The sequence below is a fragment of the Halopenitus sp. H-Gu1 genome, assembly GCF_041821145.1.
Classification (GTDB): domain Archaea; phylum Halobacteriota; class Halobacteria; order Halobacteriales; family Haloferacaceae; genus Halopenitus.
Map to the genome: position 1 here is coordinate 1 of NZ_JBGUBC010000019.1, position 19,515 is coordinate 19,515.

General features: G+C 61.4%; 16 protein-coding genes. 3 read left to right on the forward strand and 13 right to left on the reverse strand.

The window, feature by feature from the left end:
• Nucleotides 1-59: 59 nt before the first annotated feature.
• The 13 genes from ACERIT_RS12670 to ACERIT_RS12730 form a co-directional block, all read right to left on the reverse strand.
• The gene (locus ACERIT_RS12670; protein ID WP_373675229.1) at nt 60-464 is read right to left on the reverse strand and encodes an Hsp20/alpha crystallin family protein; all 405 of its coding nucleotides are present in this window, start codon (nt 462-464) and stop codon (nt 60-62) included.
• A 131-nt stretch (nt 465-595) separates the two neighbouring features.
• The gene (locus tag ACERIT_RS12675; protein WP_373675230.1) at nt 596-1,201 is read right to left on the reverse strand and encodes a hypothetical protein; all 606 of its coding nucleotides are present in this window, start codon (nt 1,199-1,201) and stop codon (nt 596-598) included.
• Nucleotides 1,194-2,351, reverse strand: coding sequence for a DUF3179 domain-containing protein (locus ACERIT_RS12680; RefSeq protein WP_373675231.1), 1,158 nt, complete (start codon nt 2,349-2,351; stop codon nt 1,194-1,196). The genes ACERIT_RS12675 and ACERIT_RS12680 overlap by 8 nt, the downstream gene beginning before the upstream one ends.
• A gap of 633 nt (nt 2,352-2,984) precedes the next feature.
• Nucleotides 2,985-3,494: a universal stress protein gene (locus ACERIT_RS12685; protein ID WP_373675232.1), complete on the reverse strand. Its 510-nt coding sequence runs from the start codon at nt 3,492-3,494 to the stop codon at nt 2,985-2,987.
• 76 nt (nt 3,495-3,570) lie between these two features.
• The gene (locus tag ACERIT_RS12690) at nt 3,571-4,428 is read right to left on the reverse strand and encodes a DUF58 domain-containing protein (protein ID WP_373675233.1); all 858 of its coding nucleotides are present in this window, start codon (nt 4,426-4,428) and stop codon (nt 3,571-3,573) included.
• Nucleotides 4,425-5,375, reverse strand: coding sequence for an AAA family ATPase (locus tag ACERIT_RS12695; protein WP_373675234.1), 951 nt, complete (start codon nt 5,373-5,375; stop codon nt 4,425-4,427). The genes ACERIT_RS12690 and ACERIT_RS12695 overlap by 4 nt, the downstream gene beginning before the upstream one ends.
• Nucleotides 5,372-6,292, reverse strand: a complete 921-nt coding sequence (locus tag ACERIT_RS12700; RefSeq protein ID WP_373675235.1) for a hypothetical protein — start codon at nt 6,290-6,292, stop codon at nt 5,372-5,374. The genes ACERIT_RS12695 and ACERIT_RS12700 overlap by 4 nt, the downstream gene beginning before the upstream one ends.
• Before the next feature lie 59 nt (nt 6,293-6,351).
• On the reverse strand, nt 6,352-7,005 hold the full coding sequence (locus tag ACERIT_RS12705) for a chromosome partitioning protein (protein ID WP_373675236.1): 654 nt from the start codon (nt 7,003-7,005) through the stop codon (nt 6,352-6,354).
• Nucleotides 7,002-9,374 (reverse strand): VWA domain-containing protein, encoded by a 2,373-nt coding sequence (locus ACERIT_RS12710; RefSeq protein ID WP_373675237.1) that lies wholly within the window; start codon nt 9,372-9,374, stop codon nt 7,002-7,004. The genes ACERIT_RS12705 and ACERIT_RS12710 overlap by 4 nt, the downstream gene beginning before the upstream one ends.
• A complete protein-coding gene (locus tag ACERIT_RS12715) occupies nt 9,374-11,179 on the reverse strand; it encodes a BatA domain-containing protein (RefSeq protein ID WP_373675238.1) in 1,806 nt (601 codons plus the stop codon). Before ACERIT_RS12715 ends, ACERIT_RS12710 begins: the two co-directional genes overlap by 1 nt.
• A gap of 111 nt (nt 11,180-11,290) precedes the next feature.
• Complete coding sequence (locus ACERIT_RS12720) at nt 11,291-12,730, reverse strand: dihydrolipoyl dehydrogenase (RefSeq protein WP_373675239.1); 1,440 nt, start codon at nt 12,728-12,730, stop codon at nt 11,291-11,293.
• A 180-nt stretch (nt 12,731-12,910) separates the two neighbouring features.
• Nucleotides 12,911-13,258 (reverse strand): hypothetical protein, encoded by a 348-nt coding sequence (locus ACERIT_RS12725; protein WP_373675240.1) that lies wholly within the window; start codon nt 13,256-13,258, stop codon nt 12,911-12,913.
• A 201-nt stretch (nt 13,259-13,459) separates the two neighbouring features.
• Nucleotides 13,460-13,942 carry a dihydrofolate reductase gene (locus ACERIT_RS12730; protein WP_373675285.1) on the reverse strand — a complete coding sequence of 161 codons (483 nt, stop codon included), beginning with the start codon at nt 13,940-13,942 and terminating at the stop codon, nt 13,460-13,462.
• Between the two features lie 166 nt (nt 13,943-14,108).
• On the opposite strand from ACERIT_RS12730, the gene ACERIT_RS12735 reads away from it, so the two are divergent.
• The 3 genes from ACERIT_RS12735 to ACERIT_RS12745 all read left to right on the forward strand — a co-directional run bounded on the left by ACERIT_RS12735 (nt 14,109) and on the right by ACERIT_RS12745 (nt 19,514).
• Nucleotides 14,109-15,569: a ribonuclease H-like domain-containing protein gene (locus tag ACERIT_RS12735; RefSeq protein WP_373675241.1), complete on the forward strand. Its 1,461-nt coding sequence runs from the start codon at nt 14,109-14,111 to the stop codon at nt 15,567-15,569.
• Nucleotides 15,570-15,571: 2 nt separating this feature from the next.
• Nucleotides 15,572-18,103, forward strand: coding sequence for a DEAD/DEAH box helicase (locus ACERIT_RS12740; RefSeq protein WP_373675242.1), 2,532 nt, complete (start codon nt 15,572-15,574; stop codon nt 18,101-18,103).
• A gap of 151 nt (nt 18,104-18,254) precedes the next feature.
• Nucleotides 18,255-19,514 carry a CynX/NimT family MFS transporter gene (locus ACERIT_RS12745; protein WP_373675243.1) on the forward strand — a complete coding sequence of 420 codons (1,260 nt, stop codon included), beginning with the start codon at nt 18,255-18,257 and terminating at the stop codon, nt 19,512-19,514.
• Nucleotide 19,515: the final 1 nt, after the last annotated feature.

A 19,515-nucleotide genomic window follows, 5' to 3' on the forward strand; every position in this document is an offset into this window, starting at 1 on the left:
GATTCGTCACGAGACAGCTGTCACCATCCATCCGTGGTGGTCGACGGAATGGTTACCCGTCACTCGATCTCGATTTGGGTGCCCTGCGCTACCGGCTCACTCTTGGGCATCCGGATCGTCAGGATACCGTTGTTGTAGGTGGCCGAGATCTCGTCCGCCTCGACGGCCTCCGGAAGTGGGATGGAACGAACCGCGGATGCATGGCGGCGCTCCCGTCGAATATACTTACCCTCCTCTTCTTCTTCTTCTTCCTCTTTTTCCTCGTGCTCGGCTTCGATCCGGAGCGTCCGATCGGTCACCCGAATGTCGATGTCATCCTCATCAAATCCGGGCAGCTCGGCAGTCAATACGAGCTCCTCGTCCTTGTCTTCGAGGTCGATCGTGACGGACGACGCCGCCGACGGTTCGATCCCGAACACGTCGCCGTTCCAGTGGCGGGCCATCGCTTCGAACTCCTCCTGCATGCGATCGAACGTCTGTATAAGTTCGTTTAATGGGGTCGTTGGTTTTGTCATATTGCAAACGTGGTTTCGACTCGAAACCAAATGAATGCTCCCGTATTTCCTACGCTATGGGAACATTCATGATATAGTTTTTATAATTGTGAAGGTTCGACCTGTCGACCGATCAGTAACAGACCGCCGACGAGCATCACGATCGCAAACGGGACCAAAAATCGGAAGCCGGTGCTGATCGTCGCACTGGCTTGGATGCCGATTACGAGAAGTATCGTCGGTCCACAGCACGCAGCGCCGGACAACAATGCCGGGATGCCGGCGAGGACGCCGGTCGAGGTCTCCAATCCACAGGCCCGGGGCTGAACCACGCCGAGATAGGTGAGTGCGAAGTTCGCCCCAACGAGACCGGCAAGGATCATGGCGACCAGCATATTGAGCGGTGACACCAGATACGTAATCGATCCGATGGAGACGACCGCGATAGCGTCGAACCGAAAGAACCCGACGTTGGCGAACGCTCGGGAGAAATCGTCGACGGTTCGAACTGTGAGTCCCCCCGGCTCGCCGCTAGCCACGGAGAGATCACCCACCGTGACGAGATACACTACGAGATAGCTGACTCCGACACCGAGGAACACGATCCGTGAATCCCAGCGTTTTGCTGCGATCTCGAGAGCCGCCGCAGTCCGACTCAGGACGCCCATTTCGTTTGCGATCGCGTTGGTGTGGCTGGTCTCAGGCATAGAGGGTGGTGTCAGGATAAAAACCGCTCCAGGCGAACCACATCGCGTCGAAGGCGAGCGTCCGTTCCAAGGGGAGCGCCTCCGGTGCGTACGTGTCTCCCGTACGATCTACGATCTGCCCGTCCCGATACTCGAACGGCTTGTCGTCCGGGTTCCGGTACACGTAGCCCGTGTCGAGATCCGGTTCGTAGGTTGCCACCACGGATGTCCCGCCGAGGCTGCCTTCGATGAGTTGTGCGTTCCTGAGCGTGTTCTTCTCGAAGGCGGCCGCCCCATCCGTAGTTCGCGTCCCGATAACGACCGTCTTGGGCTGGAGGCGGTCGTCCTCGGAGAACGCCGAAAACATGGGAGACGATCCCGGCGAATAGTATCCCTCTCGCGGGGTGTACGACCCGTACGGGTCTCGATCGTAGTTCCTCGCGTGGCCGGTCTCTCGGGAGAGAACCTGGGTATCGGGATGTGTACTCGACCAACGGTTCCACGTCGTCCAAATGACTCGAAACTCCTGCAGCGAGTGATTCGGCGGCTCCTCGTTCCACGGGCCGGGAATCGCGGTTGCGAGTACTTGCGGCCACCAGGTTTCGGTAGCCCTGTCGTACATGATCAGGTTGTTGTTCACGAGCCGTCCGGACACGCCAAACGTCGTGTCACCGCGTTTGAATCCCATGGCGGTACCGGTCAACGGACAATAGGTGACGCTAACCGGAGTGTCATCGACGACGTCGTTACAGATCTCGTGTAAGACGAGAATTGACTGCGGGTACGCCTTCGCCTCGTGTTCCGTTGCAAGTCCGAATACCGGATCACCCGGATCCAGTCCACTCGAAGCCTCGTCTGCGGAGATAAATGTCGGGTCATCGATCGACGGAATGCCGTCTTTCGGTGGACCACCGGAAACCGCGTTGTCCCGCAACGAAGACGGCTCCATCGGAAGCGGGAGTCGTTCATCCGTTGATGGTGGTCCTGTCCCGCTCGTATCCGATCGGTCGGTCGATTTGCCGTTTTCTTCGGTCGATTCGCCATCTTCCTCGGTTGATTCGGTCGTCGACGTATCCTTGGCGCCGTCGGTTCGTCTCCCGCCGACGCATCCGGAGAGGGTTGCGACTCCGACACCGGCAAGGACGCTCCGACGTGTCACGAGTCGCGGCATACCCCAGTATTGGTCGTAGACGGGCAAAAGCACTCCCTAACCCCCACGTAACCGGGGAGACGCTCTTCCGTCCGCCTCGGGGCGATCGACGGTCAGTTTCGATCGGTTTCGGGTAGTGATCGACAGTCAGTTCAGATCACGAAAGCGAGTACCGTCGGAGTCGGAATCCGTCCTCAAGAACAGCTGGTTACAAATCCCGGCATCGGTTCGGCGCGTCCGCATCGCTATCGAAGCCGCTGTGGCACGTTTACGTGGCCAGCGCAGGCTGACTTCCGTCTCTTCGATCGATCGGATCGCATGCTCCACGATGTTTCAATCCGCGTTAGTAAACTGAAGCACACCTCCGCTCTGGGTAGTCAAATCCGCTCGATTACGACGGGAATCGATCGTCGTTCCACACTCGGGACACTCGTAGTCGAGAGAGTCGGTACGCACTTCGATGATCCAGTTCCCGTTAATACGACTCGCGTGATTGCAATTGGTACAGTACAGCGTCGCCTTCTGGGACGGCTGCCGCTCAGAGAGGGTTTTGGAGGAAACCATTTGCATATATACTATTCGGATGGGTATAACGATGTTGTTCTCCCCCCGGCTACGATCGGGAAGGCGAGGAAAACGGCCGTTACCACTCCCTCACTCGTTTCGGGTTAGTGCTACAACTGGTCGGTCCGAGTTGATCATAATGGACTGTGAGATGCTTCCAAATATGGCCTTCCCGATGGGGCTCCGCTTTCGCCCGCCGACGACGATATATCGAGCGTCGATTCGATCCGCTTCCTCGATGATCTCGGTTTCCGGATCGCCGACCCTTCCTTTAACGGCGATGTCGGCACGTTGCTCCTCGGATAGCGTTCGTTCGACGCATCTCTCAGCGACGCCTGCCGCGTCATCAGTTGCATCTTCGAGGTCGTAGTCCGAGAGGCTCTCTTCGGACATCGCGTATCTGAACCCGGCCTCTTGGCTCCCGCCTGGAACCACGACCGGTGTCGTGACGTCGGAACTCTCACGAAGTTCCTCGAACTGATCCTGTTCCATCACGTGGAGGGCAACGAGCTCCTCGTCGTATGCCTCCGCGAGTTCGTGTCCGACCTCTACAACCTCATCTCGTTCGTGTTCGCCACCGATTGCTGCAAGTATCGTCATGGCTATGTATTCCCCTGGTGATGTAATAAATCATATCCCCAGTTCCCACATTCCAATTACCGCCGGCGGCTTTCGTTCACCCGATCCACACCGTCGAAAAGGCGTCGAAGAAGTCCTCATCGGTTGCCACGAGCGCGTGTGTCACCCGCAGATCCTGCGCTCGGGTGGCCACGTCGTCGACGAACTCGTCGACGCGGCTGCGATACTGCTTGGCGAGCCGTCCGCCGAAGTACGTTCGTCGAGTTAAATCCGTCTCGATGTCCTCGAAGATGGTGTCCCCGCCGACCTCCGGATCGAGTTCAGTCGGGGAAAGCACCTGTATGAGAACCACCTCGTTGCGAGCCAGCGACGCCACGCCCGTCTCCAATCCGTCGATATCGCCGATGCAGTCGGTTACGACGACCACGAGGGACCGTGATCGGATCGACGCCGCGTACGCCTCGAATGCTGTCTGGAAGTCCGTTCCGCCAGTTGGGGTCGTCCCGTTGAGTCGATCGATCAGCGCCAACACCTCCCCGCGAGTCGATTTTCCGGTGTCGATGCGTTCTGCACGCTCGGTAAACAGGGAAAACCGGAAGTCGTCGTGTTCCTCGGCGGTGAGGTATGCATAGCCGAGGCCGAGTTTCGCTCCGAACTCGAATTTGTGCTGGTTGCCCTCGCCGAAATCCATTGATGCGCTCGCGTCCAACAGGACGTGGACCGTCAGATTGCGCTCTTCTTCGAACTGCTTGATAAAGAACTCCTCCGTGCGAGCGTAGAGGCGCCAATCGACGAGGCGGGTGTCGTCGCCCGGTGAGTAGCGGCGGTAATCGCTGAAGGTCAATCCCTCGCCGACGCTTGGCGACTCCCGTTCGCCCTTCTTGGTCGACGTAGTTCGCTGATCCAGCGTCTCGAACCGATCGAGTTCGTCGAGGAAGTCGGGATCGATGGTCATATCTCGGTCAGCAGATCGGCGATTACGTCATCGGTCGTTACCCCTTCACGCTCCGCCCGGAAGTCGAGCAGAATTCGATGACGGAGCACCGGTGGGGCCATCGACTCCACGTCCTCCCACGAAACGTGGTTTCGACCGTGCAGGAATGCGCGTGCCTTCGCCGTAAGGACGAGACCCATGCTTGCCCGAGGACTCGCACCGAACTCGACGGTCTCCGCCTCGCGGGTCGCTCGAACGAGACGGATCGCCCGGTCACGAACGTCGTCGGCGATGGGCATCTCGCGGACGAGCGACTGTATCTCCGTTAGTTCCGCCCGTGTGAGCACCTTCTCCACTTCCTGAGCCGTTTCGCCTCCGGTATAGAGGGTCACGATGTCGCGTTCCTCCTCGTAGGCGGGATAGTCGAGAACGAGTTTCAGGAGAAAGCGGTCCGTCTGTGCCTCGGGGAGCGGATAGGTCCCCTCCTGATCGATCGGATTCTGAGTAGCCAGCACGAAGAAGGGACGCGGGAGGTCGTAGGTCTCGCCTGCGGCGGTTACCTGTTTTTCCTGCATCGCTTCCAACAGAGCGGCCTGCGTCTTCGGGGTCGCACGATTGATCTCGTCGGCCAGAACGACGTTCGCGAAGATCGGCCCCTTCTCGAAGACGAACTCCCGGTTGCCCTCCGATTCGCGGATGATCTCCGTCCCCGTGATATCCGAAGGCATCAGATCCGGCGTATTCTGTACCCGTGAGAAGTCCAGATCGGTCACGTCCGCGACCGTGCGTACCATCGTGGTCTTCCCTAACCCCGGGTTGCTCTCCAGCAGAGCGTTGCCGTCCGCAAGGATACAGACCAGAAGGCGTTCGAGCACCTCACGTTGCCCGATGATGCGTTTGCCAACCTCCTCGCGCACCCGGTCGAGCCGTTGCTGCAACGCGTCGACGTCCGATGTCTGTTCGCTCATGACTCCTCGCTTTCCTCCCGGATTCGGAGGTTGTACTCGCGGATCAGTTCCGCGTCTTCGAGGCGTTCCCGCTCGTCAAAGCCCGCACGCTGTGTCTCAATCGTCGTCGAGTCGTCGAAGCCGCTGTTGTCGTAGGCCGCCGCCGAATCAGCATCAGTCCCGGCCTCGCTCCCCGATCCGCTGGTGTCGATTGTCGCATCCAGTTCCTGCTCACCGGCCGGAACGTCCTCCGGCTCGCCCAGGATCGACGATCCGTTCTGGAGTCCACCGTACTCCGATTCGATGCCCCCCTGCGTGTCGCCGTTTTGGGATCCGTCCATGCCGGTCAACGACACGTCGACGACGGCGAGTTGGATCGTCGCGACGCTGACAACCGCGACGACGAGGATCGTCACCGTCACCCGTCGGAGGTCCAGCAGACCGACGCTCGATGCGTCCTTGAGATCGTCCAGAACGTCCTCATAGAGGCGACGGGCCATTCGGGACCGTCCCCCATGATCCACGACGTCCCGTGCGGTCCGGAGCGCCTCGTTCAGGTCGGGGTTGGCGCTTTCGAACTGCTCGACGAGCGGGCGGTGGCTCCGCCACGCCACCTCGACCACGAGGACGACGCCGCCCACGGCAACACCGAGGACCGCACCGGTCGTTACCGTCGGATCCGCGAGCGGCAGTCCCACCGCTTGAAGCGCGTTGAGCACCGCCTCCGGGATCGGAAGTCGCGCGGGGAGACCGGGGACGCCCGTGACCGTCGCCGCGAGATTCACGAGTAACGTTGCGAGGCTCGCATCGATGACGGCGTAGATGGCGGCCACCTTCCATCCTTCGCGCCGGATCTCGACGAGCGCGCGGCGGATCTTGCGCTCAGCCGGTGGCGGATCGCGGTCGGGGTTGTCATCGGGTGGTGTCGTCTCCGACATGGGTTCAGTTCTCCAACAGTAGTCGGTTCATCAACATTGGTCAGTTCTCCCACATTGGCTTAGTTACACTCCGGCGGTGGGTCATCGAACCGCGAGCACACCGATTGAAGGTCGTTTTCGGTCTCGCGGAGGTCGTTGCGAAGGCGGTCGTTTTCTTCCCGGAGATTCGCGTTTTTCCGTTCCAGATCGTTGACCTCGGACTCGAGTTGCGAGACCTCTTCGTTCAGGTCCTCGACGTCCGACTGCAGTTCGTTCCGCTCGTCCCGAAGCTCCCGGTTCTCGGATTCGAGGGTCCCCACTTCGGATCGGAGCTCGGCGTTCCGGGATTCCAGCGCGTTCACCCGGTTCTCCAGGGATCGAACCTCCTCCTGGGCGGCCTCCAGTTCCTCCTCCGTCGACGCGAGTTCGGCCTGTGTCTCGTCCAGTTGTCCTTCCGTCTCCTCAAGGTCTTCCGACACCTGACTGACGTCGCTTCGGGTGGTGCTGAGGCTCTCGTTGAGTTCCTGCAGTCGCTGGCGCGTCTCCTGTAAGTCCCGTTCCGTCGTCTGCAACTCCTCCTGGAGACGATCGTTCTCTTGGCGGAGTTGGGTGTTCTCCGCGTCGAGTTCCTCGACTGACTCCTGATAGTACAACGTTGCGCCGGCGGTGCCGGCCATGGACAGACAGATCAGGAGGGCGAGGGTGAGGTTGATGGACCGGCCGATGAGGCTCATGGGAGACCGCTCTCCGTTTGTGTACGTCCTTTGTACACTTGAAGCCGCCGGACGATCACCTCTGCGAGAAAGACGAGGAGTGCGGCAGTCAACAGCGCCCAGTCCCACGACTGTCGAACGTCGCGGACCCGGGTCGACTGTTGACGGGCGAACGTCGCGATCTCGGTGGCCTCGTCCTCCTCAAACTGCCGACCGTCCGTCGTCCGCACGGCCTCAGTGAGCGCTGGCGACGTGCCAAAGCCGGCGTACTCCGCGGGATAATTCGCGGCATAGGTCGCGCCGGCGACCGTCTCGAAGCCGGGTGTCGTGGGCGTGACCGTGGCCCGGTAGACGCCCTCATCAGTGGCGCTAAAGGAGAGATCGGTCCCGCTCGGCGGCGACGATCCGCGGTAGATGATCGTCGTCGGTTCGCTGACCCTCGTATCCGACACGTCGGTGACGCCAGTCGCCTTGCGCTCCGGATCGCCGATGGCGTAGTTGGCTGACTTGGTGACGAGCAGGGAGTCCGGCTGACCGAGCAGCCCATCGAGCCCGCCGTCTTCTCCATAGGTCGTGATGGTTGTGACCCGTCCGAGACCGTATCGCCACGAGGCGACGGCTGGAGTTCCGTCCGCCCCGGCGACGAGGAAGTCCGCGCCCGGCCGGATCGAGACGTCGTTTACCTGACCGGGGTCGGATTCGAGGGCCACTCCGTTGGTGATGAAGTGACCTGAGTCGACGACCGTGAGGCCATCGCCCTCGAACTGTCGACTGCCGCCGCCAAAGAGCAGGCGAAGTCGGTCGGTCTCGTCGGCGCGGAAGTAGTTGCCGCCGGATTCGTCGGCGACCCGTCTGAGAACTCCCTCGTTGACGTTTTCTCCCGCCGCGACGGCGATCACACGAATACCTTGCCGACCGAGGGAGTTAGCGACCACCGCCGACCGACTCTTGGTGTCGCGACCGTCGCTGACGAGGATGATCGTCCCGCGTTGGTCCCCGAGCATCTCCTCAGCACCACGGAGTCCATTCGCGATGTCCGTCGCGCCGCCGGCCTGCAGGCGGCGGATCCGATCCTCGGTTTCCCCGCGACCCTCACTCAACGGAACGGGATCGGAAACACGGTAGGCCTCATGGTTGAACCCGACGACACCGACGGTGTTCTCGTCGCCGAGTTGCGAGAGGGCGTCCAGCACCACGGCCTTCTGGATCCGCATTCCGTCGCCGGCGCTCTCGGAGACGTCGATCAGGAGCACGATCCGCGCGCTCCCCTGCGTCGACTCGCCGAGTGTAACCGGGAGCATCGAGGCGACCGAGGAGTTGTCGTAGTTACCGTTCTCGAAACCGTTGGGACCGCCGACCATCAGCAGACCGTTACCATCGATGACGAACCGCTGGAGTTCATCGACGTTCCCCAGGTCCTCGGCAGCGACGTTCTGGACGACGACCGCGTAGTACGGATCGAGATCTGCGGGAACCGACTCGGCGGTCTCCACGTCGTACAGCTGGCCCAGATACTCCTGGAGGGGGTATTCGCCACGGGAGACGTACAGCACTCGGGGTCGGTCGACGACTCGGATGGTCTTTCGCGCCACGTCGTTGATCTCGAACGTGTCCTCGCCGTCGAGTTCGGCGGTGATCCGATGGCTTCCCGTATCCTCGAACGTGTGGGCGACGGCGACGCTCCCGGTCCCGTCGTCGATCCGATCGCTGGCGACGGGTTGGCCGTCGACGGAAACGGTCACTCCCACCGGATCGGTGGCTTGCACTCCCGAAACCTGCACCAGAAACTGACTTTCGACGCCGGTGCTCGCCTTGCTCGGCCCGGCGAGAGTGACGTACCGTTCGGTTTGGGTGGGGTGGGGCGAGACGGTGCTGATCGTGGCGTTGAGAGATCTGGCGTACTCCGCCGTTTCGGCGAGGCTTTGCCCACCGGTGACTTGTCCGTCGGAAACGACGACGACGGAGCCGTTCTCGCGGAGATTGGCGGCGATGCCGTCCCCGACCCGGGAGTCAGTTCCCTGTGCGATCGTGGAGACGGTCGTCGGGACGCCCTCCGCCTCGATGTCGTCGGCGAGATCATCGGCGACGGCTGGCGAGACGTCCGTGCTGTTCGAGCGGTCGACCAGTACCGACACACTCGGATCGCCTTGCGTCTCCATCGTGACCACAGTGAACGGACCGGCGGCCGCGACGACGACCAGCGTCGCGACGACGATCCGCGAGGCGAGCAGGAGTTGTCGGCTCCGAGCGGAAGCCGTCCCCGATGCCCGATAACGGACCAGCAGGCCGAGGGCGAGAACGGCAAGCGGTAACGCTACGAGAACGATCGGTCGTTCCAGACCGACGACAGTTTCCCCGATCGTCGTCCGGACCGACAGAAGAACCCACATTAGAGATCACCTCGACGGCGGAGATACGCCACTTCACCGACGACGATGAGAAGTGCTGCCAGCGCGACCAGCGGCGTCAGCGAGAGCGGAACCTGCCGATCCTCCTCACGCGCCCGGATGCCGGTCTCCGCGGTCCGGTCGTCGAGCGGCGTGGCATCCACGTCGGACTCGGTATTGCTGTACAGCGAGACGCCGATCCGTCGTTCGTCGTCACCGACGACGTAGAAGCCGGTTCGATCGAGCGGGATGGTGCGAGCCGAGACGGTGCCGTCGGGCGTCCGAACGTCCGTCGCGTTGGCGAACTGGAGGCGGGATCCCGTTTCGCGGTTCAACGAGTCCAGCGACTCGCGCCCGGCCAGATGGAAGACCGCTCGCTTCCAGAAGACGGGATACTGGTAGTTGAACCGGAAGGGGTCGGCGGTGGCGACGTACCCGTAATAGAGTACCCGTCCCGATCCCTGCCGGTCGGTCGCCACGAGGGGCGCACCGTCCGTGGTACGAACCAGTGCGGTTCCCGAGCGGAGCGACCCTTGGAGGTATTCCTCCGGCGGCGGGAAGTCGATACCACGAGTGAGTTCGTCGTTCTCCACGCGGCCGATCGACGGATTGGTTCCGACGCCGTCGGGCGAGATGAGAAGGAGATCACCGTAGCCGTCCGGCGGGTCGTCCTGCGCCAGTATGCCGACGCCACCGCCCGCTTTGAGGAGGTTCCGACCGGCTTCGACGTTGCCTCGAAGGAGGCGATCGGACTCCAGATCGCTGTAGAGGATCACGTCGTAGTCGTCCTTGACGGTCGTCGGCGGGGAATCAACCGTGAGTTGCACTTCGTCCACCACGGAGAGCGCGGTCGTGAGATGCCGATCCTGGTCGTTAGTCAAAAGCAGTACGTCCACGGTCGGATCCGACGGAGCAGCGACGTATGCCGTGTCGTCGGTCGGAAATGAGTCACCGGGAGTTACTCGTGCGTCGCCGCCGCCGGCCGGAACCGTGAACTCGACCCGTTCGACACCGCCGGGATCGAGCGCGATCGATCGGGTGCGGTCATCGAGCGTCACCGATCGCGTCGCCCGTTCATCACCGAAGTTCTTCACAGCAAGCGTGACGTTTGGTCCCGAAAAGGAGCGATCCACGATTCCGACGTTATCGTCACCACCGCCGTCGAACTGCCGGAGGTCGACTCGAAGATCGCGGGCACGCGCCGACTGCACGTCGTCGCTCCACCCCGTGTCGTCAGCAAAGTCGCTGAAGACGACGATACGAGCGTCCTCGCCGGCGATTGAGGCTGCCTGTGAGATGGCTGCACCGAGGTCGGTCGGTGCGTCGGTGACCGCAAGACCTTCGAGCGTCGTAGTCACTTCGTCGGCGCCGCCGGTGCGGAGTGCGATCCGACTCTCGCTCCCCGCGAAGACGACGGAGTTGGTTCCGGTGGTCGACTCGCTGGCTGCCGCGACGGCCGCATCAAATCGCGTTCCGTCGCCGGTTTCGACTCCCATACTCGCGCTCCCGTCGAGGACGATGACCGTCTCCTCGACGGTCCGACTCTCCGAGACGGACATGTACGGCCCCGCAAGTGACACGGCAAGAGCGATCAATACGAGCAGTTGCAATACCAGGAGGACGTTCCGATTGAGCCGTTCAAGCAGAGGGTTCGACGCGTCTTCGCCGGCTTCATCGAGAAGGAATCTGAGAGTCGGCAGTTCCACCCGGCGGGGATCGGGTTGGACGAGATAGAGGAGAATGACGGGGATAACCGCGAGCAGGGCGACAAGCCCCAGCGGTGTGAGAAACACGTCGGAGAGGGCCATGCTCTTCAACAGGGTGTCATTTCCTATCCCTCTTTCGACGATCGAGAGATCGCCTCGTTCGGGACGGACGGAGTCGAACTCCGCGAGACCACCCTTCGAAGAGCGAAACGATCAGTGATGATGGTGGTGATCACCGCTATCGCCCCGGGTGAAATGCCCGGAGAAGGCGCGCTGGACGACTTCGGGGAGTGCGGGATGGATATGGATGGCGTTTCGAATGTCCGCTACGGTCCCGGTCCCCGATTTCATCGCGACGACGACTTCCTGAATCAACGAGGACGCTTCCGGTCCAATGATGTGACAGCCGAGAATCTCACCGTCCAGATCGATAAGCACCTTCACGAAGCCCTCGGCTTTCATTGCATCTCCGCGGGCGGTGTCCTCGTAGCGGTACGTATTCATCGCGTACTCGCGATCCTGGTCGCGGAGTTCCGATTCGGATGCACCGACGCCTGCAACCTCGGGTGAGGCGAAGACGGCGAAGGGCATTGCACTGTAGTCGACCGGCTGTTGGTCACTACCGAACAGATTCCGTACCACGGCTCGTGCTTCGTGGTTGGCGCTGTGTTTCAGTAGATATTCGCCGACGATGTCGCCGAGCGCCCAGACGTCGTCGGCCGTCGTCCGCAGGTATTCGTCAGTCTTGATATATCCGTGATCGTCCGTTTCGACGCCAGTTGCGTCGAGATTTAGTGTATCGGTGTTTGGGGTTCGTCCCGCTGCGATGAGCAACTCATCACCGGTTACTGTGACGGGCGTCTCGTCCTCGACGATACCGCCGTCCGCTCCGTATTCGTACTGTTGCGCCTCGACGGTTACGGAGCCATCGTCCTGCGAGACGGCCGTGGCTGCATGTCCCGTGTGCACGGTGAACCGCTCGGCATATCGGTCGGTGAACGCCTCGGCGACCTCCTCGTCGGCCTCCGGGAGGAGATGCGGTCGGCGGCCGATGATCGTCACGTCGCTCCCGAACGTTCCGAAGAAGTGGCCGAGCTCGGCCGCGATGTATCCACCGCCGACAACGACGAGGTGATCGGGTTGCGTCTCCAACTGGAGGGCTTCGGTGCTCGTCAGGTAGTCCACCGCTCCGATCCCGTCGATATCGGGAATCGAGGGACGGGTTCCGGCCGCGATCAAAACCGTCTCTGCTCGGAGACGCGCCCCATCGTCTTCGCCGCCGGATATCTCGACGGTCCGCTCGTCGACGAATCGAGCTTCTCCTTCGAACAGCTCGTGTCGTGAGGACGAGCGTAATCCGTGGCGGATCGACTCCGAATCGGATTCGACCTCCTCGTTGACTTCCCGAACGATATCCGCAAAAGAGACGTCAGTGACCTCCGCGTCGATGTGAAACTCGTCGGCACGCTCGATCGTTTCCAGAACGTCGGCGTGATACAACAGCAGTTTCGACGGGATACATCCCCGGTTGAGACACGTGCCGCCGAGCGGTCCTTTTTCGACCACGGCGACGGACTGTCCCTGATTCGCCGCAACGTTCGCCACGTCGAGACCGGAGCCTGTCCCGATAACCAGAAAGTCGAACTCGTCCATGAATCGTGGTAGGATTGCCCGGCTTATGAAACTCGGAGATACTCCACGGTAATGGCCGTGGGACTATTCGTGGTCGCCACGATATCGTGTCGACCGAACGCGGGATCGTTGAGAGATGGGAGGGACTCCGTCGACGAGGACATTGTGAACGCTCAGACGACGCCGGACGACGGCATTCGATCACATCCGCTCGGTACCGGGAGCCGAATTCCCATCGCGAGTCATGATGAGCCCGCTACCGAGCATGAGGATCGCAAGGGCGACCATTCCTGCATCCCAGCCCATTCCGGTCGTCATCGCACTCCCGCCCATTCCCGTGCTCATTCCCATTCCGCTGCCGTCAGCCATCAGTCCCGTTCCGAGGAGCATCTGATTGAGGAGCATCACCACCGCATAGGCGATCATGAGCGGACCACTGACACTGTCGAGTCGCTCCGCGTAGTCCGTCAGAAGGATACCACCGTGGACGAGTACGATGACTCCGAGCACGCCCATGAGCCAACTGCTCGTCACCAGTTGTGACGCCATGGATGCACTCCATAGTGAGTACAGTCCCGATACGAAGGCTATCGACGCACCGTATAGCCGGGTGTTTGAAACCATCGTGGGAAGACAGGGTCACTAGGTGTCAATAAACCTCGGGGCCAACTCCCGAAGCATTCGCCGTGTCCCACGTGCTATCGAGGCGTTTGACGCAGAACGTATCGACGTGTCAAAGGACCTCCCGGCTCATTCGGGGGTTCGAACCCACTCCTCGAGAGTAAACTCCTCGTAGGATACCTGATCGATTCGGTTCCAGTTCGCAGTCTGCCACTCGGGGAAGTATGCGTCCCCGTCGTACGTGCCCGGGATTCGACTCAGCACCATCCGGTCGACGACGGGATGAAAGAGGCCGTAGATGACTGCCCCACCGATCACGTAGCCCCGATCCGCTTCGAGGGATTCGACTGCCGTGATTGCCTCATCGACGTTCGAGGCGTGAGAGGCCGACGCAACGTCATACTCACGCTCGGAACGACTCAATACGATCTGCGCGGTTCCCGGGAGGTCCTCACGCATCGCGTCGAACGTAACCCGTCCCAGAATCACGGGCGAGTCCGCGATCCGGTCCCGATACTGCCGTCTATCCGCTGGAATACTTGGCCACGGGAGCTCTCCATCGCGCCCGATCACGCCGTTTGCTGCCACCGCAGCGACCGTGACGAGTTCCATCTTATCCGTCTTTAGGGTGCGGTCCATCTTGAACCCATGGCGCGCTCCCGTTACGCTCGCTCTCTTTGGCGACCGGAGGATGATTCCAGTCTCGGAGTGAGCGAACGGTAACTCCGTCACTGTCCACGGACGAAAGCTTATACTGGACCCTCGATTCCCACGTTATATGAGCGCCGGCCACGGTGCGCGACTCCTCGCGCTTCGATGCGATGCGCTCGCAGGACGATCGAGCGACGCGATCGTGGACCTGGTGGACTATTTCGACCCGGATCTCGTCTACATCGTTCGCGAGAAGACGAATATGCGGGTGGTGACGCGGATCCGACGCCACTGCGACCAGCCGGTCATCCATTCTCGAAACGGCCCGGACACGATACGGACGGAGACGGTTGGCGACGTGTCTTTCGCGTTTATTCCGGCTACCGATTTCATCGATGGGGCATCGACCGCCGGCGACGCCGTTCCCGACCCCGTTGATTTCGTCGCCGCTGATGATCTGGAGATGACGCCCGACGCCGTCTCGATGGATGCGGCACTCGACGGCCTCGACGATATTGCTCGCCATCAAGCCCGGACGGAGGGAGCGACGACATACCTCTCCGGTTCGCTGGAGGCGAGTTACGACTACGTCTGGCGGGCAACCCCGGACGGAACCACGGTCAGACTACCGGTTCGAGGTATCGCCCCCCTTCGCCGTTCGGGTGCTCCTGAGATCGCGTGTCTCAGTTGTGACGCGGAGGGGCGAGTCGCGGTCACGTCCGTCCCGTCCGACCGATTCGGCCTTCAGGCAGTGACCGGGGTCGGGACCACGATGGCACACCGACTCAAGGAGAACGGGTATGAGACGCGGTCGGACATCGCTCGGACGGCCGAAGCGGAACTCCGGACGATACGCGGCGTGGGGAAGTCGACGGCGCGGACGATACGAGGGAGTGCCCGCGCACTGGCTGAGGGACGTGTCATCCGGCAGACCGACGCATCCGTCCCCGCTGGGGAGTATACACCGTTGTTCGTCGATATCGAGACGGATGGGTTGAGTCCGACGATCATCTGGCTCATCGGAGTGTACGACCCGACACGTGACGAGTACACGGATTTCGTCGATACAACTCCATCACACGATGAACCGGGACACGCGACACGAGACTTCGTTTCCTGGCTCGCTTCCGAGTATGAGCGACCGTCGCTCATCACGTGGAACGGCCACCAGTTCGACTACAAACACCTCAGCCGATTCATCGCCGGTTACGCGTCCGACTACTCGGAGTACTGGGGAGAGTCCGTATTCGAATACGACCTCTACGACTGGGCGGTGCGGAAGGGGAACGCGATTCTCCCGGGGCGGACGAACCGGCTCGAGGACGTCGCCGAGGCAGTGGGTCGCGATCGCGATGCGACTGCAGCAGCCGTCGACGGCAAAACCCTCGCCCGCACCGTTCAACGTGTACTCCAGTCGCCGGATCGGGCCGGGGAGGTGGACTGGAACGCAGCGCGAGCGTACTGTGAGGCGGATGTCCGTGAACTCGCAGCGGTCTACGATGCGATCGTCGAGGCGACACCGGGGCGTGAACGCGCCGATGTACCGACGGACGGAACGACCACTCAAACCGGATTATTGGACTTTTGAACATGCCGATAGATGACATCGAAACTGACGTCCTCGCAGTAACGGGAGCGGACCTCGAAACGACGTATCCGAATAGCCGATATCAGGGGCAAATTCACGACCGGTTCGAGCTTCCGGCACGAGACGAACGATGCGTCCCCGCGAGTGGGACGCTTCCACCGGAACTCGCGAGGAAACTCGAGTTCGATCCCTGGTGCCACCAGGCGGAGGCACTCGACGCGCTCGCGAACGATGAAAACGTCTGCGTTGCAACGAGTACCGCCTCCGGAAAGACGTACGTCTATGCCCTTCACATCGCCCGCCAGTATCTCGCCGATCCGGATACTCGGGCGTTGATCGTGTACCCCACGAAAGCACTCAGTCGGGATCAGGAACGGGAACTCAACGACCTCCTTCGCAACACCCTCGGGCTCGATATCACGATCGGCGTCTACGACGGCGACACGAAATCCGAAGCGAAATCGCGAATCCGTGAGAACGCCACCGTCGTCATCACCAATTTCGTCGGGTTGAACCAGTACCTCGAGAGCCATCACCTCTGGGCGGATTTCCATTCGAACTGTTCGCTGGTCGTGATCGACGAAGCCCATATGTGGACGGGGCTCAGCGGGATGCACGTTGCCTGGATCCTTCGGCGCGCCCGGCGAATCATCGATTGGTACGGTGGCGATCCACAGTACGTCCTGACGACCGCGACGATCGGGAATCCCTCCGATCATGCTCGTGCACTGACCGGTGAGCCCGCAACGGTCGTCGACGACGATGGCTCGCCGAGCGGGCGTCGGGATCTCGTGTTCTGGGATCCGCCGATGAGTGGGAACGAAGCGTCCGGCGAGCGAGGTGCCGATATCGATCCGGCTCCACTAACCAAGCGTCCGGCGAGCGTCGAAGCCCCCGAGGTCTGGGCGCACCTGTGTCACAACGACGTCCAATCCCTCCTGTTTTGTGGATCGCGGAAGCTCACGGAGTTGGCCGTGGATCGTGCAACCTCGTTTTTGCGGAGCACGGATCTATCGGCACCCGGAGCGACGGATCTCGAAGCCTACAACGCAGGTCACGGCAAGAAATCACGTCGATCTACCGAACACCGTCTCAAAAAAGGCATTCTCGACGGCGTCGCCACCACGAGCGCGCTGGAGGTCGGAATCAACGTCGGTGGCGTTGATGGAACCGTGTTGATGGGGTATCCCGGTTCTCGTCAATCGTTTTGGCAGCGGCTGGGCCGGTCGGGGCGTGACACGCGGGATGCACTGTCCGTGTTCGTTCCGAGCCATTCGACACTCGATCAGTATATCCTCCATCACCCGGAATACGTTCTTGAAGAGGACCACGAGAGCGCCGTCGTCGATCTGGAGAACAATCCCGTCTACCTCCAACATATCAACTGTGCAGCCCAGGAATTACCGCTCACTCGATCGGATGCAGACCGGTTCGGTGGAGAAGAGCGGTTAGAGCGGGCCGTTGAGTATGGACATCGAATGGGCGATCTCGACGGATCACTTGCGGGAGGGGTCATGTACGCACACCGCGACCGCCCACAGGACGACATCAGCCTGTACGCCTCCGGTGGGAACACCTTCGACGTCCGACTTGCGGGCGATGACACGATCGATCACCAGCCGATCGGTCGTGATCGGGCCTATCGGGATTATCACGAGGGAGCGACCGTTCTCTATCAGGGGGCCCAATACCAGGTGACCGACCTTCGCGAGGATCTCCCACAACCGTATATCGAACTCGAGCAGGTCGACGTCGGGTACTACACGCAGTCACAGGGCCAGGTCCACATCTACGATACCGACAGTCGCGAATCACGTGACGTCGGCTCCTTCAAGCTCAACTGGGGGTATGGGACGGTCTCCATCCACTACAGTACCTACCTCAAACGCGAGTTGGACTCGGGTGACGTGCGTGAGATCGGTCTTGAAACGGACCTCCCGCCACTCGAAATGCGAACGCAACTGTGCTGGGCGGAAGTTCCCGACGATTTCGAACGAGCGATGTACAACAAACACAGCGACTACCATAACCCCGAGTGTGTGGACCTTCCGTCACGGCTGCACGGCTATCTCGGCGGCATTCACGCCGTCGAACATGCGATGATCGCCGTCTCTCCACTCGAGTTACGAGTCGACGCCGACGATCTGGGGGGACTCGCCACCAATCGACTCCCGGAGGATCCGGAGACGAGTGGCTGGTTCATCTACGACGGGATCGAAGGCGGACTCGGATTCTCCCGAAGTATCTACGACGAGTTCGAAGCGGTCGCAAAGCGAGCTCACGACTTGATCGTGGATTGTCCCTGCGGTCGGGTGGGTGGCTGTCCGGCGTGCACGATGGACGATCGCTGTGGCAACGACAACAAGCCGCTTTACTCGCCAGCCGCGACGGACGTCCTGGCTCGTCTTCTCGGCGAGATCGACGACGACGAAGTAACTGCATATCTCCCTACCCACGAAGACGAGATGAAGAGCCACCAGGGAGACGAACTGGAGGGACGGGAGGAACCGCGACCTCCAGCGTCGATCTCGTGAAGCCAGCGATTGAGGCGGTCGAGGACGCCGATCTCGACGGGCGGACCGCAGGTCGGCCATTCGACGAACGCTGATCGGGTATCCTCACGAGGCACCAGGTGAAGTCACGTAAACTCATGTAGCTGGACGGTTCTATCCCGCAATACGAATCGTGTCGGACCGACGGATCTCGATCGAGTCGTATATTCTACTCGGGCTTGCCAGCCTCGGCTACTTTCTGTTCATGTTTTCGTGGTTCTCACTCGCCGCGTACCTCGTTCCGATCGTCGAAGAGCTGGGACTGTCCAGCACACAGGCCGGCGTCGTTACTGGTGCCGTCCAACTCAGCTATATTCCCCTGGCGCTCGTCTCCGGACTCGTGATCGACCGACTGGGGTCACGAACGTCCCTCGGAGTCGGGCTTTTCGTGATCGGGAGCGCCCACATCGGTCGGGGACTTTCAGCCGGGTTCACGACCATCCTCCTTTCCACCCTGCTTCTTGGCGTCGGCGGAACCGCCATCACGTTCGGGCTGCCCAAGCTTGTTTCGGAACTCTTCCCGCCCGAACGGTCGGGGACGATGTCGTCAGTGTACATCGTCGGCTCGACGCTCGGAAGCGCTACCGTCTTCGCCGTCGCGCGCCCGCTTGTCGGACCACTCGCCGGGGGCTGGCGTCCGTTCTTCGTTTATACCGGCGTGGTCGTTGCCGGGTTCGCGGCGGTCTGGTCCGTCGTCTCCTGGTACCTGTGGGGACGCATCGAGTGGTTCCCCGACTCGGCCGACGACCAGTCCTTCTCGCTGGCGTCGATGCGAAACGATCTCGTTCGCGTGGTTACCCATTACGGCCTGCTGCTTCTCGTCGTTATCGGCACGATGCGACTGTTCATAACTCACGGTCTCTCGAACTGGCTCCCCACGATCCTCGAGGCACGTGGCATGACACCAGCGCTTGCAGGAACGCTGACGAGCCTGTTTATCCTCATTCGGGTGCTTGGAATTCTCGGCATTCCCGTCCTCTCGGATCGATTTGCGACCCGACGACTGCCGATCATCGGCTGTGGACTCGCGGGTGCGGCCGGTATGGTCGGACTGATCGTCGCGAATACGGTTCCGACACTCGTATTCTCGCTCGTTCTCGTCGGTGCGTTCGTTATCGGCGGGCTCTCACCGCTGATCCGGGCGATCCCGATCGAAATGGACGGTATCGGTCCGCATCTCACCGCAGTCGCGACCGGGCTCATCTTCACCGTCGGAGAGATCGGCGGATTCATGGGGCCGTTCCTGATCGGTCTGTTGCACGACGTCACCGGTTCCTTCGGGGTGGCGCTTGGCGTGCTCGCCCTCGCGAGTCTTTTCGCCGCCGTCGCGGGATATTACCTGAACGAACCGTCCGATTCGGAACGGTCTCCGGCGGCGACCGATAGGGACTGAT